This is a genomic window from Paenibacillus sp. cl6col (assembly GCF_900102125.1).
GTDB lineage: Bacteria > Bacillota > Bacilli > Paenibacillales > Paenibacillaceae > Paenibacillus_B > Paenibacillus_B suaedae.
Window position 1 is genome coordinate 54,717 of sequence record NZ_FNAZ01000013.1, and the last position, 17,701, is coordinate 72,417.

A 17,701-nucleotide genomic window follows, 5' to 3' on the forward strand; every position below is an offset into this window, starting at 1 on the left:
GTTTTATGTCGGCGTGAATGGAGGGAATTTCATGCGCGAACGGATTATGAAGGCATTTATAGAGGAGTTGCAAGACAAAGGGATCAAATTCACGATGGATGATTTGGCGCGTCGACTTGGGATGAGCAAGCGCACTTTGTATGAGCATTTCTCTTCAAAAGCGGAACTGCTAGATACGATCATAGAACAGACGATGCACGAAAGTGATGCGAAGACTGAAGAAATCATGAAGAATGACACCTTGTCGCTTCTGGATAAATTGAAAGCGGTAATGACCGTGCTTCCGAATCACTTTGAGCTGTATGACAACCGAATCTTGGAGCAAATGAAGCGCGTATACCCTGAGCAGTGGTCAAAGATTGATAAGGCTCTCCGGGATGATTGGGAGATGCTGCGAATCTTGCTGGAGCAGGGGATGGAGGAAGGCATCATATTAAGGCATAATGCGGCCTTTATCGTGAAGGTAATTACGGATGCGTTCAATTCAACCTTGGATCAGCGATTTTTTGCTAAGCAGAACATTTCGCTGCCGGATGCATTAAAGTCGATTGCAGATATTATGCTGTATGGGCTTGTTGCTAGAGATCAATCTGAGGAACAAAGATAATCCATGCAAGGGGATTTATCTTATCGCTAATGCAAGGCTCATGCTTCACACTGGGGACATGAGGTCGTTCATATTGGAATCATCAGGTTATATCGACTGAACCATTAGGCTCAGTCTTTTGCCTAAGAAAACTTATAAAAACAAATTAGTTTTAGGAGTGGGATTATGTCTTTCATGAGGCAGATTAGTCGCGCACAGTGGATTGGCCTCGTGCTCGTTATCGGTATTTTATTTATTGACATGTTGTTGTACAGTTTGTTCATTCCAGTCGTGCCGTATTTTACAACCGAGTATGCGATGTCTTCGACCACACTTGGTATTCTGTTCGGCAGTTATGCAGCAGCTCTGTTCATTACCACGCCTTTTTTCGGGCGGGTTGCAGATAAATTTGGCAGACGCAAGACGATCTTAACGGGTCTTGTGTTCATGATGATATCTACCATGCTGTTCGTATTCTCGCAAACGACGGCAATGCTCATTACGGCTCGCTTCCTGCAAGGCTTAGCTGCGGCTGCGTCATGGACAGCAGCAATGGCGCTGCTGGCTGATCTGTTCTCTGGGCCGGTACGCGGAGCGGCAATGGGCTTTGCCATGACAGGGATATCATCGGGCTCCCTGCTCGGAGCTCCAATTGGAGGCTGGTTGTTTGAGATTGGCGATCACCATACGCCATTCTGGTTCGCAGCAGCATTGACGGCAGTTATTTCGATCATTGTCGTGTTTGCACTGCGCGAACCTGTCAGAGAGGAGCGTCAGGCCGAAGGAGGAGGCACGTTCTCCCTGCTGCGGCATCGGACGATTCTGTTCGTTGCTTCGATTATCCTGCTTGCTGAGACGACATTGACGATGCTGGAGCCGCTCCTTCCGGTCTATGTTACTGAGCAATTCCAGATGTCTCCGCTTGCGCTTGGCATGCTGTTCGGTGTCATGACACTGAGCTATGGAATGATCGCTCCAATAGCGGGAACACTTACAGCTAAGCATAATCCTTTCCGACTCATGCTAATAGGGCTTGTTGGTTTGGCGCTCACGTTACCATTAATCGCATTTGCAGGCAATGTGACTCTATTGATGATGGCAGGCTGCTTGGTAGGGGCAGCAGTAGGATTTACGCTTTCGCCGACATTGCCAACATTAGGTGCCATCGTGGATGGCGATTCATCGGGCGGTGATTATGGGGTGGCGTATGCCCTATTCAATATGATTCATGCGGCGGGGATGATGCTTGGACCAATCGCTGGAGGAGTGCTGACGGATGCGCTGCCAGTGTCGTCCTCGCTCATTGTCATCAGCGTGATCATTGTATCAGCCGTGTTCGGCTTGAGCTTGCTGAAGCGCCGCCATAAGCAGACCTTCTCCATAAGCATGAGCGGAGTAGAACCAGCGCAGACGATGAAGGCTAACGGCAAGAGCGTATATAATAATTGATGATCGGAATCAATGAAGTGTATTTTCGATAATCTTGATGTAGGGAAGCTGTCTCGTCTATGATGGATGAGACAGCTTTTTTATCGTATGGAGGATGGAAATGAGCGGGAATCATTTACCGATAGATGATGTATTGCCAGAATTGAAATCGGCGCTGAGCAGCCATACAGGGGCGGTATTGGTAGCTGAGCCAGGTGCGGGGAAGACGACCCGTGTACCGCTGTCGCTGCTGGATGAGTCATGGCTCCAAGGACTGCGGATTCTCATGCTGGAGCCGCGGCGTATTGCAGCGCGTTCTGCTGCACGCTACATGGCTCGTGCACTGGGTGAGCAGGCCGGTGAGACAGTAGGATATCGCGTACGTTTGGATACGTGCATAAGTGAAAAGACGCGCATTGAGGTCATTACGGAGGGAATTCTGACTCGCATGCTCCAAGAGGATCCCTCCTTGGAAGGGGTAGGACTCGTTATATTCGATGAATTCCATGAGCGGCATTTGCATGCAGATGTCGGCTTGGCCCTCACCGCCGAATCACAATCTGTCTTGCGCGAGGATCTCCGTATCCTCGTGATGTCGGCGACGCTTGAGGCAGAACCAGTCGCGGCCATGCTAGGAGGAGCGCCAATAGTGGTTAGCAAGGGCCGCAGTTATCCGGTCGAGACGATATATGCTGAACGGCGTGAAGATACTTCACTTGAGCTGCGAATCGTAAGGACGATTATGCTGGCGCTTCATCGTCATGAAGGAGACATCATGGTATTCCTTCCTGGAGCGGGGGAGATTCGGCGCGTGCAGACTGCTCTGGAGCAGGAGTTGACGAAGAACGGGTGGAATGAACGTGCATATATTGCCACATTATATGGACAGCTGTCAGCGGCTGCACAGGATGCTGCGATTAGCCCCTCAACGAATGGGATGCGCAAGATCGTGCTGGCTACTGCCATAGCAGAGACGAGTCTAACTGTGGAAGGAGTCCGGATCGTGATCGACAGCGGTCAGATGCGTGTGCCGCGCTTCTCTCCACGGACAGGCCTTACGCGGCTGGAGACGGTTCCGGTGTCACGTGCCTCAGCCGATCAGCGCCGCGGTCGTGCGGGTCGTCTTGGGCCTGGGGTCTGTTACCGATTGTGGACGAGAGAAGAAGAGAGACAGCTCCCTGCACATCATGTGCCGGAGATACTTGTGGCTGATCTCGCCTCGTTAGCATTGGAGCTGGCTGCATGGGGGACGGAGGCATCTGATCTGAAGTGGCTGACTCCGCCGCCTCCTGCAGCACTGCAACAAGCGGAAGAACTGCTCGTTCAGCTCGGAGCGCTGTCCGAGTCCGGCACACTGACTTCGCACGGTCGTACGCTGGCCAAGTTGGGGCTTCATCCTCGCTTCGCACATATGATCGTGAAGGGGATGGAGCTTGGACTGGGAGAAGCAGCATGTACGCTAGCTGCGCTGCTGGAGGAGCGGGATGTCATTCGCCATAGTGGTAGCAGTGCTAACTCAAGGGGGGGATTCGGGCAAGCGGGACAGACACCTGCAGCGTTGAACCCCGATTTAGGACTGCGCATGGAACTGTTGACGTTAGGAACACATTCACCATCACGTCATTCTCGTCAAGGGGATGTCGATGAGAGTGTGCTGCGACGGATTCATGAGCAGGCGAAGCAGTACAGACTGGCCTTCCGTATGGGACAGGATGATAAGCAACAAGTACAGCGCAATGTGGATTTGGCCGACGAGGATGCATGTAGCTTGCTTGCTGCCTTCGCTTATCCGGATCGGATTGCCGAGCGTCGTTCAGATGGGCGCTACTTGCTGCGCAATGGACGTGGCGCGGCCTTTACGCAAGCTGCTGCAAGCGGAAGCCTGCTGGCACAGTCGCCTTATATTGTGGCGGTGCAGCTTGACGATGCTGGCACCGATGGTCGAATTGTGCTTGCAGCGTCACTTGGCAGGGCGGTGCTGGAGCGTTACTTCGCGAGCGAGTTTACACGGGAAGACCTGATTGCTTGGGATCGGACGACCCAGTCGGTTCGAGCTCGGGAACGCGTTCGTCTAGGGGCGCTCACGCTTAAGGATATGCCGCATAGCGCACCTGATGCAGATGCGGTGCAGCATGCCTTGCTGGAAGGCATCGTCCAAGAGGGGCTTGCCCTCCTGCCATGGACGAAGCCGGCGCGCCAGTGGCAGGCGAGGCTCCAATTCATGCACCGGCACCTGCCTGAGGAATGGCCGGATGCCAGTGAAGAAGCCCTCTTAGCCACCTTGGAGGAGTGGCTAGGCCCGCATATATACGGTATGCGCAGTCGTGATGAACTTGGCAAGCTTAGCCTTACGACGGTCTTCGAGTCGATGCTGACGTGGGAACAGCGCCAGCAGCTTGATAAGGAGGCGCCGACACATATTGCAGTGCCCAGCGGTTCGCGCATTGCGATCGATTATCAAGATCCTGATCGTCCGCTGCTGGCTGTACGGCTGCAGGAAGTATTCGGCCTGCACGATACGCCGCGCATTGCGGGCGGACGAGTGGCACTGACGATGCACTTGCTCTCGCCAGCACAGAGGCCTGTACAGGTAACGCAGGATTTGGCCAGCTTTTGGGCGACGACTTATTTTGACGTGAAGAAGGATTTGAAGGGGCGCTATCCCAAACATTATTGGCCGGATAATCCTCTAGAGGCGATTGCGACCCGGCGCACCAGACCGGCTCCGGATAAGAAATAGACTTGGGTATGCAATGTTAAGATCCCTCACTGGCTATTGGTATGTGAATATAAAATTCGATATAATAGATCATACAGGAAATGACCAACGGGTCTAATGAATAGTAGGTAGTAATAACGATAACTATAGGCTTGTACTTAGTGGAGGTGATGGTGCATGTCACATGCACTCGTGTCATCACAGTTGATGTCACTGATTGTGTCCTTGTGTGCGGGGACGGGGGTAATCGTACTGCGTCTGCGTGCGGCGAACAAGCCGACCTCAATGAAGAAGATAATCATGCCGCCTATCGGTATGGCAACTGGATTCGGTATGTTCATAATACCTGCGATGCGTATACCGTGGCTATGGGCGATCGGAGCTTTCCTCGCAGGGGCATTGATCTTCGCCTATCCGCTTATTCGCACCTCCCGGTTCGAACGAATTGGCGAGGAAGTATATTTGAAGCGATCGAATATGTTCATTGTCGTCATTGTTGGATTGCTCGTACTGCGGCTCATTCTGCATGATGTTGTGGAGCAGTATGTGTCAATCTCACAGAGTGCGTCCATGTTCTTCATTCTGGCATTCGGCATGCTGCTTCCATGGCGCTTGGCTATGATGATGCAGTATAAGAAGCTGATGGCAGAGAGAGTGGAGCAGTAACAATTGTTGAGGTTAAGGTAAATAAGAAGCTGTACCCGCCTTCATGGAATAAGGTTGGGTGCAGCTTTTTTGCATTGTGTTAAACGGACGGATGATAGCTGGATTTGAGTATCTATCCACGAGTACGTGACGGGTGTCATTGTCCTGTTGTGTGCTGAGCGTCATCATGGAAGGACTAGAAGCACGTGTGCTAACAGGAAAAAGGATGGGATTACGACATGGCACAACAAGACTCACAACATACTTCTCGGCAAGCTTCCTCATCTAACATGCAGCAGCCTTATCAGGGTGCGGCTTGCGCGAAACAAGAGCCGAATTCAGAAAACAATGAGGGCGCCTCTACCTGTTCACAAGGAGCTTCAACTTCAACCACTCATTGTAATAGCCAATATGCAGCTGACAAGGCTTCTTCTAGTCAGCCAATGGTGACTTGGCGTCCTTCACGGTTCAATGCGCAGACTAAGGTTGATGATGGAGGGCTCGTACTATATAACAGCTATTCTGGAGCAATTGCTTCGTTCTCTGCGGAAGAACAGACACGAGTGCTGTCTTGGCTGCGGCCGGGACAGGCTGAGGTGGAACCGAACAATGCCGTCTATCGCGATTTATTGGAGCATGGCTTCCTTGTTCCGGCTTACACGGACGAGATGCGGCGCGCACAGTTCCTTCATCAGGCGATGCACCAGCTTGATGCGATGCATTTGGTGCTGCTTGTAACAGAAGCGTGCAACTTCCGCTGCAACTACTGTTACGAATACTTCCCACGGGGCAATATGCGGGACGAAGTCGTAGAGGGATTAATCGCCTATATGGAGCAGCGGGCCAAGACGCTCAACTTCTTGACCATCAGCTGGCATGGGGGTGAGCCGCTGCTTGCTCCGCATGTGATCGAGCAGCTGTCGACCGCGTTCATCGATGTTTGCGACAAATACGATGTTGCTTATCAAGCGGAAATATCCACGAATGGATATTACTTAACACGGGAGCTGTTCGAACAACTGTTAGATTTACATATTGATCGGTACATGGTTACGATTGATGGCCCTGCTGAAGTGCACAATGCGCGAAGAGGATTATTTGGGGGCGGAGATACCTATGAGCGCATCATTGCGAATTTGCTCTCGCTTAAGCAGGTGAAGCGCCCATTCGAGATTAATATTCGTGTGAACTTTGACAATAGCAATCTGGATGCGGTTCATGCATTCATCCCTGTGCTGCATGACTTGTTCGGCGATGACAAGCGGTTCTCCGTCTACTTTCGTCCAGTCGGCTGCATGGGGGGAGAGAATGATCTGATGCTCTCGGTATGTGATGCCCGCACTAAGGATAAGGAGATATGGGCATTGAATGAAGAAGCTATCCAGGCAGGCTTGCAAGTAAGCTCCTTCATTAAGGACATTTTGCTGCCGACAGGGGCGGTCTGCTATGCGGCGAAGCCGAACTCGATGATTGTCGGATCAGATGGCAATTTGTATAAGTGCTCGGTAGCACTTGAACAAGCGAACAATCAATTAGGGTGTATTCATGGAGATGGGACATTAGAGCTTGATATGGACAAAATGGCCGTCTGGACCACTTCCGGTGAAGAAACAGATGAGAACTGTCAATCCTGCTTCTTCCGCCCAGCCTGTCAGGGCAATCACTGCCCTTTATATCGGATGCGGTCAGGCGAGCGGCCATGCTCCTATGAGAAGCGGCAGATTAAGCAGGTGCTGCGTACGATTTGGCTTCAATCTGTAGAGCACATGTCAGCTATTCAATAACAATAGCGACCTAGGCCTTGTCATTCTGACAGCGGGTCTTGCATATGCTGAACATCCAATGATCGCAAGGAGGTGAGTAAGAAAGTGAAAGTGATTCGCCAGCAGCGAAGCCAACATCCATCAAGACTGGACGCTTGTCCAAGTCTGTACCTGGAAGCTTGAGCTAATCCATATTCATATGTCTAAGCTTATGTTTGTCACAGCAGAAATGCTGCGATTGTATGTAACGCTAAAAGCCTGGGAACCCCACTCCCAGGCTTTTCTCTATTTCCCTGCAACAAGAATTAATCGCAACAAGGCATGAAAGGATAGACATCTCAACATTCCGGTTACATTACGCCGTTCCCCACACAACACCAAGCTCTTTCAGATATTGGCGGTAGGCGATGCTGACACGGTCGCATTTCAGTGACAGCTCGACTTGCAAATCAAGCGGCAGATCCTCTGGTTTCTGATTTTCTACGATTGGCTTGTCCTGCGCGAATATCATGTCTTGGAACTTTACGATCTCTTCGTCTGATAGGCCCGGATCATAACTGAAGGACAGAACCCCGTAAGCTACAGAGGTCGTTGCATCCTTCGGCTGCACCGTAAGCAGAATGGACATGAGATGTCCGGTCTCCTTATCGCGCTTCGTGAACTTCACTGTAAGCGGACGGGCAATCTCGTACGTATAATAGACATTCTTCGCTTGACCGGAACCGTCTGGATCGGGCTGAAATACTTCAATCTCCTCGGAACGGATGCCCTCCGGTACACGATTAACCCGGTAATCTCCAATCTCTGTGTGCGTTTCTACGCCTAAGTAGCCCTCATGGACGACAGCGAGATGACCAACATCTAGGAAGTTTTCTACAATGCGCGGCGGCTTGGCTTCTACGGATTGCGGTCCCCATATCACATTGCGCCAGCCCTCGGCACCGAACTCTTCAAATGGGAACCATGGTGTATCCGTGTTGCCGAGATTGACCCAAATAAGGCCATAGCGCTCCTCACAACCGTACGTAATCGCATGCGCCTTCTTCGGAATGGCTTGATCCGTTGGCAGCTGTGGAATGCGTGAACAAGCGCCGGAGCCCTCGAACTCCCATGCATGATACGGACAGACAAGCTTCCCATCCTTCACACAGCCTAGCGACAGCGCAGCCCCGCGATGCACACACAAATCCTTGAACGCATGCACGCCTTCTTCTGTCCGGAAAATGACAACACGCTCTCCCATTATCAGCACCTGCAGCGGCTTCTCCTGCACATCCTGTGCACGGCAAGCAACAATCCATTCATTACGCAATACGGCATCATTTACGATCATGATGTAGACAGTCTCCTTTTTAATGATCCGGGTATCCATAGCTGAATCCGAATGTAATGTTCTTAATCTATTGGATGAAATACAAGAAATCTTCGTATTATTGCTATTTACACAACTATTTTAGGAAATATATTGGAGCGAGTCAATATAAAACACGAACAATAATTAAATATTAATAATTAATATTCGTAATTTGTCTATACAAAATGAAATGTTCCCTCTATAATCAGGGTGTGATCAAAATCATAACGAACGTTACAGCATACGTGGGGGGAAATGAGCACACATGGAACAATCAGCGAAGTCGAACACGCTTGTCGTTGGGGTGGATGATAAGATTGGCGCCGGGAAGGCCTTTTTATTAGGACTCCAGCACGTGTTGGCTATGGATTTGTACATCGCACCGATCATTATTGCAGGCTTGCTGTCACTAAATGCAACTGACACATCATTCTTTATTCAAATGTGCTTTATCGGAACAGGAATTGCGACCTTAATCCAAACGGGCTTCGGCTTGCGGCTGCCAGTCGTACAGGGGCCGTCCTATGTGCCTATCGGCGCGATGGGGGCGATTGGAAGCAAGCTTGGATTAGGGGCCATGACAGGGAGCTTAATACCGGGGGCATTGCTCATGATGCTGCTCGGCATGCCGATGAAATGGTTCGCGAAGGCTGTACGCCGTATGATTCCACCGCTGGTAGGGGGAACCGTAATACTGATTGTCGGTATTTCCTTGATGCCAACGGGAATGAACAATATTTATCGTGCAGAAGGCGACTTGTGGACGAATATTCTCATCGCTGCTGTATCAGCGGGGATTCTTATTGTTTGTATGCTTCTTGGACGGCAATCGAAGAAGCTGGGTACGGTATCGCGCCTCATTTCGGTCATTGTGGCTATTGTCGCGGGTACGCTGTTTGCATCCATGTTTGGCAAGGTTGATTTCTCACGGGTAGCAGAGGCTGACGCATTTTCGATTCCTAGCTTTTTCCCATTCGGTGCGCCTGAATTCAATCTCAGTGCGATTATGACGATGATGTTCGTCTACTTCATCATTCTGATTGAAACAACAGGAACGTGGTTCGTTATTTCTTCCATTACAGGCAAGGAACTCACAGATGAGCGCTTGAACCGTGCTGCGGCTGGGGAAGGGCTAGGCTGCTTCGTTGGGGCATTGTTCGGAGGAACGCCAATGACAGGCTATTCTTCCAATGCAGGACTGATCGCGGTTACAGGCGTAGGAAGCCGGATGGCAATTATGGCAGGCGGCGGTATCTTGATAGCGCTTGGTCTGATGCCGAAGCTGTCCGCAGCGATTACGTGCATTCCAGAGCCGGTTATTAACGGCATATTCGGTGTTGTCTGTGTAGCCATTGTCGTGAATGGATTGAAGGTTATTCAATTCGTTGACTTGGATGAGCGTGCGATGATGATTATTGGTGTGCCAATCCTGCTTACGATGGCTGTAACTGTACTTCCTGAGGGCGCCTTGACGGGTCTGCCTGATTTCGCGGTATACGTATTGTCCTCCGGTATTACTGTCGGGGCGCTGGCGGCATTGATTCTGAATTTGGTCATCCCAAGCGGCAAGAAGAAGGGAGTGGCGGAATCTACTGGGGTGGGTTCTGGCGGGGAACAGACGGCCTAGTAGAACCTTGTGTGCTTATGGTTCAATCTGAAGTACGTTTTGCGTAATTCAATAGTAGTCATATATACAGAGAAATAAAGAAGGCAGCAAGCGATGCTTGCTGCCTTTTGCTGTGTTGTTCTATCCGATCATGATCTTGCCCTCTGGATAACGATACAGAGACTGTTCCTTGCGGTTGCCGAGCGCATAGGCGAGTGTCATTGGACCAATCCGGCCGATGAACATGGTGGCACAGATGACGAACTTGCCGAATGCCGACATTTCAGGTGTAAGCCCCATAGACAATCCTACTGTTGCTACAGCGGACACTGTCTCGAAAAGCAAGGTAATAAACGGCTGATCTTCCGTTATCGCCAGCAGCATGGATACACCGAGCACCATGAAGATGGCAAGGAAGATAATCGTCAACGCTTTGATGATCTGATCCTTAGCAAGCCGATGACGGAACAGCACCGCATCTTCGCGTCCACGCAGCATCGCATATACGGCGGCCAATAGGATAGCGAACGTCGTCGTCTTAATTCCGCCGCCTGCAGAGCCTGGAGAGGCGCCGATGAACATAAGAATAATAAGACCGAACTGTGTGACCTGCTTCATATGAGACACATCTACCGTTGTCGTTCCCGAGGAACGAGCGGAGATGGACTGGAAGAAGGAAGCGTATATTTTGCCGTCCCAATTGAGCGATCCTAGCGTGTATGCATTCTGGAACTCGAAGATAAAGATGAAGATAGCTCCTGCGACGACCAGAATACCGGTCATGGACAAAACCACCTTCGAGTGCAGCGTCAATCGTCGCGATTTCGGAAATTCATACAATTCTGCAAGTACGATGAAGCCAAGTCCGCCAGATAGCACGAGGAAGATGGCAACTACATTCGTTACGAAATCATCAACATGCAATTGGAAGCTGGAACCGAACAGATCGAATCCCCCGTTGTTGAATAGGGAGATCGAATGGAATAGTCCGTAATAGAAGGATTGCAGCAGCGGCATGTCGAATGCCCAGCGCAATGTCAGTATAATGGTTCCCGTTCCCTGGATGATAAAAACAAATATAATCACGCGGCGAATGGTCCGTACAATGCCTTCCATGCTATTTGCGTTGATCGACTCCTGCAAAATAAGGCGTTCCCGCAAGGAAATGCGCTTGCCGAGCATGAGATAGAAGAGCAGGGCCACGGACATGAAGCCGATGCCGCCAATTTGTACGAGTGATATAATTACGCCTTGTCCAAATGCAGAGTAGGTTGTCCCAATATCAACAACAACCAGACCGGTTACGCATACCGCTGAAGTAGCGGTGAACAAGGCATCAATGAAGGAAAGGGAGTGTCCAGCTGCCAATGATATCGGCAGCATCAAGATGCATGTCCCGATTGTGATAATGGACAAAAAACCAAGAACCAGCACACGGGCAGGCGTCCAATGCATCGTCCGTTTTCTCCATGAAGTCATGTGAACGTCTCCTTTAGCCATAAATAAGTAGTGAGGAAGGATCGAATCCTGTTTCAATATCTTGCGTACGTTGGATCATCATTCGAGTCGATCATTTTCCAAAACGTTCACTAGTATATCGTTCCCCAGAGTGGATGTAAATGGTCGATTTTCATTTACGAACATTTTCCTATTTTATAAAGAGCATTGCAAGGGCAGTTGAGCAGTCGGCGAAGTGAGTTCATAAGGGGTCGAGACGTGATAGATCTGAATGGGAAAGTGAAGAGAAGGTGACGCTGTGGAGAGGCACTGGGAGAGTGCTTATCGGGTCAAAGAGAAATGAGGAAACGGGTTGCATTCGGACTAACGTTTTAAATCGAGCCGCTTGAGTTATGAGCATGTACTTAGGTGTGGAGCGTTGTTCGGATGTTATCTTATGTGCTCAAATGATGGGATGGCATGCTGTCGAGGGTTTAAGGAGAGTAGGGTGCCGCTCAAGACACCCATAATTTTCCGTATACTTTCCAATTTACGAATCCGCGGCTAATCCAATATGTCGATACATGAAGCACGATAAATGCGATAAGCAATGTGGGTTGAATAATTGCAAATGCAGCCCATAATATGACTAAAATCCATGGAGACAGCTTCTGCAGCATCTGCGCAGGCCACCATACGAAGCGGAACCAAGGGTGAGATTTCTGCAGGGCATCCATATATTCTACTCTTACCTGATTATCTTCAGGATTAAGACGTATGGCATCTTGCATGAATTGCATGGCGCGTTCGGGCTCACCGCGCTGATCCGCTGCCCAAGCAAGCTGCATAAGCGTGTAGGAATGTCTTTCCTGCCATGCTAATGCATTGCGTTCTGCTTCGCGGGATTCTGGATAACGCTTTAATTGCGCCAGTACATAGCTATAGGTAGCGTAAGCAATGCCGGCAGGCTCGATGTCAATGCTGCGTTCCAGCGACAGGAGAGCTTGATCCAGTGCGCCTTTGCGCAGCTGGTACTGTGCAAGCAGCAGATGAGGCGTAGGATCTTCCTCAGTTACCGCAGCAAGCTGCCTCGCAGCAGTCTCGAAGGCTGGCCATTCTTGACGCTCGTAATAGATGGACATGCGCACGCGCCAGGCATCAGGCAGTCTTGTATCGCGTTTCAACGCTTCAGAGGCCCAATAGAGCGCTTGATCGGGTGCGACAGGCTTATGGACGACTGCTGTCAGCGCCATGACGGTCGGGTGCTCTGGATACTGCTGCTGCAGACGCATCGCTTCCTCCAGTGCTTCTTGGTATCTCTGCTTCTGATATAATTCATTCACGTGATGAATCGCCTCTTGGAGACGGACTCTAGCCTCTACTTCCTCAGCTGTGGCTTGCTCTTCAGCGGTCTCACTCGGCTGTTCATTCACCGTGGCTTGTTCTCGTTCCTCATTGTCTACTTGTGGCATCCTCCATCACCTCCATGATGTACTCCATTGTTGTCTGTATTGCATTGCAAATCCATGATTGTTGAAATGATGGATTGACGTGCATACCTAATCAGTCCTCATCGTTATGTGTCCGGTTTCGGGTTCATTCCTTCACTTATCTATGGGAGGACATCGTCTCTTAGACTGCAATGAATGGCAATAACCCCTCAAGTGAAGTTGACAATATTGTAGACCTACATCGCGTCTGGGGCAAGGGGAAGCGGGCTTCCATTTTCTAATAATATTAAATTCGATTTGCTGCAAGGGAAGGTTCAAAGGGTGAATTTGCACGAATAGCCGATGCTACCCAGCACCTGTTCGATCAAGTGCCGGATAGCATCGGGACATAAGAGGTGTGTTGTTCATTGGAGCTGATAACGACATGCTACGATATTTCTTTTGCCCATTGATGGAGCGTGTTGTCGCTTGGCAGCATCCAAGTCAGGAGGCCGATTAAGGGGAGGAATCCACACACGATCATTACAGCTTCAATCCCCCATGTATCAATGAAATAACCAAGTGCCAATGCGCCAATCCCGCCCATTCCGAAGGCAAATCCCGTAATTAGCCCCGATACGGTTCCGATGTTGCCGGGATGCAGCAGCTGCGCGTATATTACGGTAACCGAGAAGCTGGATAAGAGGATGAATCCTGTAATCGCGAGCACAACACCGGCCCAGAACAGCGGCAGATAAGGCAGTACAAGGGCAAGGGGAGCAGTGCCGAGCATCGATGCTAGAATAAGATTGCGTCTTCCAAAACGATCAGCAAGCGGACCGCCGAAGAATGTTCCCACTGCCCCTGCTCCGAGGAATAAGAAAATATAAATTTGCGCATCATCGAGCGTCAAATGATAGGCTTCCATCAAGTAAAACGAATAATAGCTGCCAATGGCGGCAGTGTACCACGAACGCGCGAAGACGAGCACAACTAAAATAATTGTAGCGGATTGAATACGGCTGCGCTTCGATGGATCCATCGTGCGTGCCTGGTGCCGCTTCTTGAATGCATAACCGCTATCGAGCATAGCTCGATACCAGCGTGCAATATAGGTTTGTACCGCGATACCTGCCCCTGCAACGAATGTAAATACGAGCGCGCCTGATTGTCCGAAGGGGATGAATATCCACTTGGTCAGCATCGGTGCAAGGGATTGCCCTGCATTGCCGCCAACTTGGAAGATGGATTGGGCCAGCCCTTTGCGGGCGCCGGCAGCCATATGGGCTACTCTCATCCCTTCTGGATGGAAGGCGGCTGATCCGAAGCCGACGAGCACAACGGCAAGCAGCACCAGAATATAATTCGGTGCATAGGCAAGCAGCAATACACCAGCGAAGGTGAAGCACATGCCAATAGGAAGCAGTGCAGGTGTTGGTCTGCGATCCGCAGCATACCCAACCACAGGCTGAAGCAGGGAGGCAGTCACGTTAATCGCAAAGGAGATCCAACCGATCTGGGCGTATGTAAGATTCATCGATGACTTGAGGATAGGGAAGATTGCTGGAATAACAGCCTGAATCGAATCATTGAACAAGTGAACGAAGCTGATCGCAAGCAGAATGCGGAATATGGTGTCCGCTTGAAGATGTGCTTTTGGCTCCAAGCTTGGGGACTCCGTTCGTGATGGCGAATGTCCCTGTGAGGATGCTGCAATAGATGATGAAGATGATTTGTTGTCCATGGAAGAACTCCTTTCCTGAGGCGAATCCATAGCAGAGCAGTGATCGACATTGGAAATCAGGCGAAAGAGCTGCCTTGTCGGCTCAGCCGGTGGTTCATAGTTCTAATAAGATGAAGTTTCAAGGGTGAGAGAAAATCTATTTCTAAGGTGAACGATTGTCATAAGGATGGAATGATGTAACGATAATCGTTTTTGATCATTGTTGCAATATAGAAAATGGCCCTTATCTTGGAGAAAATTAGAAAATATCTCGCAAGACAGAGCCATATCTTAGATTTTCACAATCAGAACAGTAGATGTGCAGCGATTGCGATAATCGGCAATGTAATTAACGTACGGAGCAGGAAAATAATAAATAGATCCTTCATATTAACAGGCAGCTTGGAGCCTAACAGCAATCCACCTACCTCAGACATATAGATGAGCTGCGTGACGGATAGAGCGGCAATGACGAACCTGGTCATCTCACTTTCGATGCCAGAACCCAGCACCGTAGGCAGAAACATGTCCGCGAATCCAACCAATATCGTCTGCGAAGCCGCCGCTGCTTCGGGGAGTCCCAACAGCTGCAAAATCGGGATGAACGGTGCGCCGAGCCATTGGAAGATTGGGGTATACTCTGCAATGGCTACGGCGATGGTGCCGATGGCCATAACAACGGGAATCACGCCAATCCATAGGTCAATCGTATTTTTACAGCCTTCCCGCATGAAGGAACCGGCTCCTTCATGTTGTCGTGCCTTGCTTACCGCTTGACGAAGTCCCCATTGCCAAGGGCTCCATGCAGATGGGATCGATTCATCCTCTGCTGGGGTTGAACCTGGCGCATACGTGTCTGGCTTGCGCGACAACGGCGGTATGCGCGGCATAATGATGGCTGCGATCATGCCAGCTAATGTGACCGTCACATAGAACGGAAGAAACATATGCGCCAGGTTCACGTTGCTTAAAACGATGAAGCTGAAAGTTATAGATACGGCTGTGAATGTTGTGCCGATTACGGCAGCTTCACGCTTTGTATAGTACCCAGCCTCGTACTGTTTGCTTGTCATCATGACTCCGATTGTACCGTCGCCAAGCCATGATGCCATGCAGTTGATGGAAGAACGGCCCGGCAAGGTGAAGATAGGCCGCATAATCTTGGTCATAAGCGTACCGAAAAATTCAAGCAGTCCGAAATCAACCAATAGCGGCAGGAGCAGGCCAGCGAGCATAAATACGACGAACAAGCCTGGAATCAAGCTCGTAAGCAGCATGCCTCCAGTATGCTCCGACCATATCCATTCAGGCCCAATCTGGAAATAGGTGATGAAGGCAAATATCATGCCTACCGTCCGTGCAGCGAACCAGAAGGGAGAGATGGCGAACAGCGCCTTCCATAATGGCAGTTGCAGCAGATTAGCCGGTTTCCGCAAGTAAGTATAAGCCGTCCCCAGCCACGCCAATACAATGATGACTGTAGCGGCAAGCGGGAGCCACGGCGCAAGCCATTGTCCGATGAGCTTGGCCAGAAATGCAATGGGTACGGTCACTTCACCATTCCATGGGATCGGAATGACGAAGAGGAACAATCCGAGCAAGGATGGAATTGCGAAATGCAGCAGACCACCCATATTCAATTGCTGGGAATGCAAGGGATCTTGCTGATTGTTGTCGTTCTTAGCTATCATGTATAAATAAGTCTCCTTGGAGTGCGGTATATTTATGCAACATCGTTTACTTTAATACAAATAGAGTTGAATTCCAAGAGTTGAATGGTTAGCAAAAAGTGACAATAAAATAAGGTGCAGCACACCTGTATTTTCTATGTTTTGATAATCTCTTCTAAGTCATTCATTGCGAGGTATACCTAGGAGTCAACAGAGCAGTTCTTGACTTCATTCGGTTCGTGCGAAATACTTGATGCATCGGCTGCTTCTATGTATGAAGCAGATCAGGGAGGAGTACAAGCATGTATGTTGTAGAGCTAAGCTATACGAAGCCGATGAGCGATGTGGATGTACATTTGGATGCCCATCGTGCCTTTTTGGACGAGCATTATTCGAGCGGTGTATTTCTGCTATCCGGGCCGAAGGAGCCTCGTACAGGCGGAATTATCGTCGTTGATGCGCAGACAGAGGAGGAAGCTCGCTCCTATATCGAGCAGGATCCTTTCTATGTACATGGTGTGGCGAAATATCATTATATTGCCTTCCGTCCTACGAAGGCAGATGCGAGCCTGCAAGCGCGCTTATTTCAGAAATAAGGCGGTTAAGCAGGGCTGATAACACTAAAAAAGCGAGACCGTTCGCCGTGTTCGGCAGTCTCGCTTCATTTATGTACAGCTTATCCTTCTGCATGCTGTGTGCTAACTTGTCTCTGATACGTCTTCCACATGGCCTCACCGGTACATAAGCCAACAGCCACGAATGTACCCAGATTATTAGTAAGATGACCCAAAACCGCACCTAATGCGATTCCGGAATATAACCAAAATGCTCTCTTCGATTTCAATGCGCTCCAAGTCCAAGTGTTCTTTTCATTTTGCTTCTTCATCATTTGTTTCAACGTCCCCTCGATTGATTTGATACCCTTATTCTATAGGCATCTATATGTTCATTCCTTATATTCCGGTTGAAAAGTGTCTTTTGTCGGTTGAAAGGAGCAATAGGAGGGGGGGATGGAAACATATTTGAAATAACGAACAGGGGAGCAGTAGAGCAGAAGCGCTGAGCTGCATAGGCTTAAGTAAGAAGTAACATCATAAATTCTGCTCATGTACCCATTACCGTCTCTGTCAAAATTAACTTCATACTTATAAACGATGTTTTTCCAAGAAAACGTTCCACCCAATAAAGCTGCATACCATTTGACATGTCCAGTATATAATGGAGATGACCCCAAAGTACTAATGTCTCCAATGCTTCAAGTTCTTCTACGGAATTGAATTTCATTCTTTCCGAAGAATCGGTAGAGTTCAAGGATAACTGTTCTGATCCAATAGAATCAG

General features: G+C 49.7%; 13 protein-coding genes. 7 read left to right on the forward strand and 6 right to left on the reverse strand.

Annotated features, from left to right (window positions below; all coding sequences use genetic code 11):
* Nucleotides 1–31 precede the first annotated feature (31 nt).
* The 5 genes from BLS15_RS25440 to BLS15_RS25460 all read left to right on the forward strand — a co-directional run bounded on the left by BLS15_RS25440 (nucleotide 32) and on the right by BLS15_RS25460 (nucleotide 7,162).
* Nucleotides 32–607, forward strand: a complete 576-nt coding sequence (locus BLS15_RS25440; RefSeq protein ID WP_021257287.1) for a TetR/AcrR family transcriptional regulator — start codon at nucleotides 32–34, stop codon at nucleotides 605–607.
* Nucleotides 608–772: 165 nt separating this feature from the next.
* Nucleotides 773–2,035, forward strand: coding sequence for an MFS transporter (locus BLS15_RS25445; RefSeq protein WP_021257286.1), 1,263 nt, complete (start codon nucleotides 773–775; stop codon nucleotides 2,033–2,035).
* A 100-nt stretch (nucleotides 2,036–2,135) separates the two neighbouring features.
* Nucleotides 2,136–4,754 carry an ATP-dependent helicase HrpB gene (gene hrpB / locus BLS15_RS25450; RefSeq protein ID WP_090514439.1) on the forward strand — a complete coding sequence of 873 codons (2,619 nt, stop codon included), beginning with the start codon at nucleotides 2,136–2,138 and terminating at the stop codon, nucleotides 4,752–4,754.
* A 156-nt stretch (nucleotides 4,755–4,910) separates the two neighbouring features.
* The gene (locus BLS15_RS25455; RefSeq protein WP_021257284.1) at nucleotides 4,911–5,399 is read left to right on the forward strand and encodes a CcdC family protein; all 489 of its coding nucleotides are present in this window, start codon (nucleotides 4,911–4,913) and stop codon (nucleotides 5,397–5,399) included.
* Nucleotides 5,400–5,821: 422 nt separating this feature from the next.
* Complete coding sequence (locus tag BLS15_RS25460; protein ID WP_036592731.1) at nucleotides 5,822–7,162, forward strand: radical SAM/SPASM domain-containing protein; 1,341 nt, start codon at nucleotides 5,822–5,824, stop codon at nucleotides 7,160–7,162.
* A gap of 334 nt (nucleotides 7,163–7,496) precedes the next feature.
* Here the strand turns inward: BLS15_RS25460 and BLS15_RS25465 are convergent, their stop codons facing one another.
* Nucleotides 7,497–8,474, reverse strand: coding sequence for an aromatic ring-hydroxylating oxygenase subunit alpha (locus BLS15_RS25465; protein ID WP_021257282.1), 978 nt, complete (start codon nucleotides 8,472–8,474; stop codon nucleotides 7,497–7,499).
* A gap of 286 nt (nucleotides 8,475–8,760) precedes the next feature.
* Here BLS15_RS25465 and BLS15_RS25470 point away from each other — a divergent pair, with 286 nt between their 5' ends.
* Nucleotides 8,761–10,122, forward strand: coding sequence for a nucleobase:cation symporter-2 family protein (locus tag BLS15_RS25470; protein ID WP_021257281.1), 1,362 nt, complete (start codon nucleotides 8,761–8,763; stop codon nucleotides 10,120–10,122).
* A 120-nt stretch (nucleotides 10,123–10,242) separates the two neighbouring features.
* Here BLS15_RS25470 and BLS15_RS25475 read toward each other — a convergent pair whose 3' ends face one another.
* The 4 genes from BLS15_RS25475 to BLS15_RS25490 all read right to left on the reverse strand — a co-directional run bounded on the left by BLS15_RS25475 (nucleotide 10,243) and on the right by BLS15_RS25490 (nucleotide 16,382).
* Nucleotides 10,243–11,580, reverse strand: a complete 1,338-nt coding sequence (locus tag BLS15_RS25475; RefSeq protein WP_028533357.1) for a TrkH family potassium uptake protein — start codon at nucleotides 11,578–11,580, stop codon at nucleotides 10,243–10,245.
* A 473-nt stretch (nucleotides 11,581–12,053) separates the two neighbouring features.
* Nucleotides 12,054–13,010: a tetratricopeptide repeat protein gene (locus tag BLS15_RS25480; RefSeq protein ID WP_021257279.1), complete on the reverse strand. Its 957-nt coding sequence runs from the start codon at nucleotides 13,008–13,010 to the stop codon at nucleotides 12,054–12,056.
* Between the two features lie 406 nt (nucleotides 13,011–13,416).
* Complete coding sequence (locus tag BLS15_RS25485; RefSeq protein ID WP_021257278.1) at nucleotides 13,417–14,712, reverse strand: MFS transporter; 1,296 nt, start codon at nucleotides 14,710–14,712, stop codon at nucleotides 13,417–13,419.
* Between the two features lie 284 nt (nucleotides 14,713–14,996).
* Entirely contained in the window at nucleotides 14,997–16,382 is a 1,386-nt protein-coding gene (locus BLS15_RS25490; RefSeq protein WP_090514442.1) for a YjiH family protein, read from the reverse strand.
* 281 nt (nucleotides 16,383–16,663) lie between these two features.
* Between BLS15_RS25490 and BLS15_RS25495 the strand changes: the two genes are divergently transcribed.
* The gene (locus BLS15_RS25495) at nucleotides 16,664–16,957 is read left to right on the forward strand and encodes a YciI family protein (protein WP_090514446.1); all 294 of its coding nucleotides are present in this window, start codon (nucleotides 16,664–16,666) and stop codon (nucleotides 16,955–16,957) included.
* A gap of 80 nt (nucleotides 16,958–17,037) precedes the next feature.
* Here the strand turns inward: BLS15_RS25495 and BLS15_RS25500 are convergent, their stop codons facing one another.
* Nucleotides 17,038–17,250 carry a hypothetical protein gene (locus BLS15_RS25500; RefSeq protein WP_021257275.1) on the reverse strand — a complete coding sequence of 71 codons (213 nt, stop codon included), beginning with the start codon at nucleotides 17,248–17,250 and terminating at the stop codon, nucleotides 17,038–17,040.
* Nucleotides 17,251–17,701: the final 451 nt, after the last annotated feature.

Bases quoted from the DNA above. Each gene is read 5' to 3' on its own strand.
- BLS15_RS25440 (WP_021257287.1), top strand. From the start codon at position 32: ATGCGCGAACGGATTATGAAGGCATTTATAGAGGAGTTGCAAGACAAA.
- BLS15_RS25445 (WP_021257286.1), top strand. From the start codon at position 773: ATGTCTTTCATGAGGCAGATTAGTCGCGCACAGTGGATTGGCCTCGTG.
- hrpB (WP_090514439.1), top strand. From the start codon at position 2,136: ATGAGCGGGAATCATTTACCGATAGATGATGTATTGCCAGAATTGAAA.
- BLS15_RS25455 (WP_021257284.1), top strand. From the start codon at position 4,911: ATGTCACATGCACTCGTGTCATCACAGTTGATGTCACTGATTGTGTCC.
- BLS15_RS25460 (WP_036592731.1), top strand. From the start codon at position 5,822: ATGGTGACTTGGCGTCCTTCACGGTTCAATGCGCAGACTAAGGTTGAT.
- BLS15_RS25465 (WP_021257282.1), bottom strand. From the start codon at position 8,474: ATGATCGTAAATGATGCCGTATTGCGTAATGAATGGATTGTTGCTTGC.
- BLS15_RS25470 (WP_021257281.1), top strand. From the start codon at position 8,761: ATGGAACAATCAGCGAAGTCGAACACGCTTGTCGTTGGGGTGGATGAT.
- BLS15_RS25475 (WP_028533357.1), bottom strand. From the start codon at position 11,580: ATGACTTCATGGAGAAAACGGACGATGCATTGGACGCCTGCCCGTGTG.
- BLS15_RS25480 (WP_021257279.1), bottom strand. From the start codon at position 13,010: ATGCCACAAGTAGACAATGAGGAACGAGAACAAGCCACGGTGAATGAA.
- BLS15_RS25485 (WP_021257278.1), bottom strand. From the start codon at position 14,712: ATGGACAACAAATCATCTTCATCATCTATTGCAGCATCCTCACAGGGA.
- BLS15_RS25490 (WP_090514442.1), bottom strand. From the start codon at position 16,382: ATGATAGCTAAGAACGACAACAATCAGCAAGATCCCTTGCATTCCCAG.
- BLS15_RS25495 (WP_090514446.1), top strand. From the start codon at position 16,664: ATGTATGTTGTAGAGCTAAGCTATACGAAGCCGATGAGCGATGTGGAT.
- BLS15_RS25500 (WP_021257275.1), bottom strand. From the start codon at position 17,250: ATGATGAAGAAGCAAAATGAAAAGAACACTTGGACTTGGAGCGCATTG.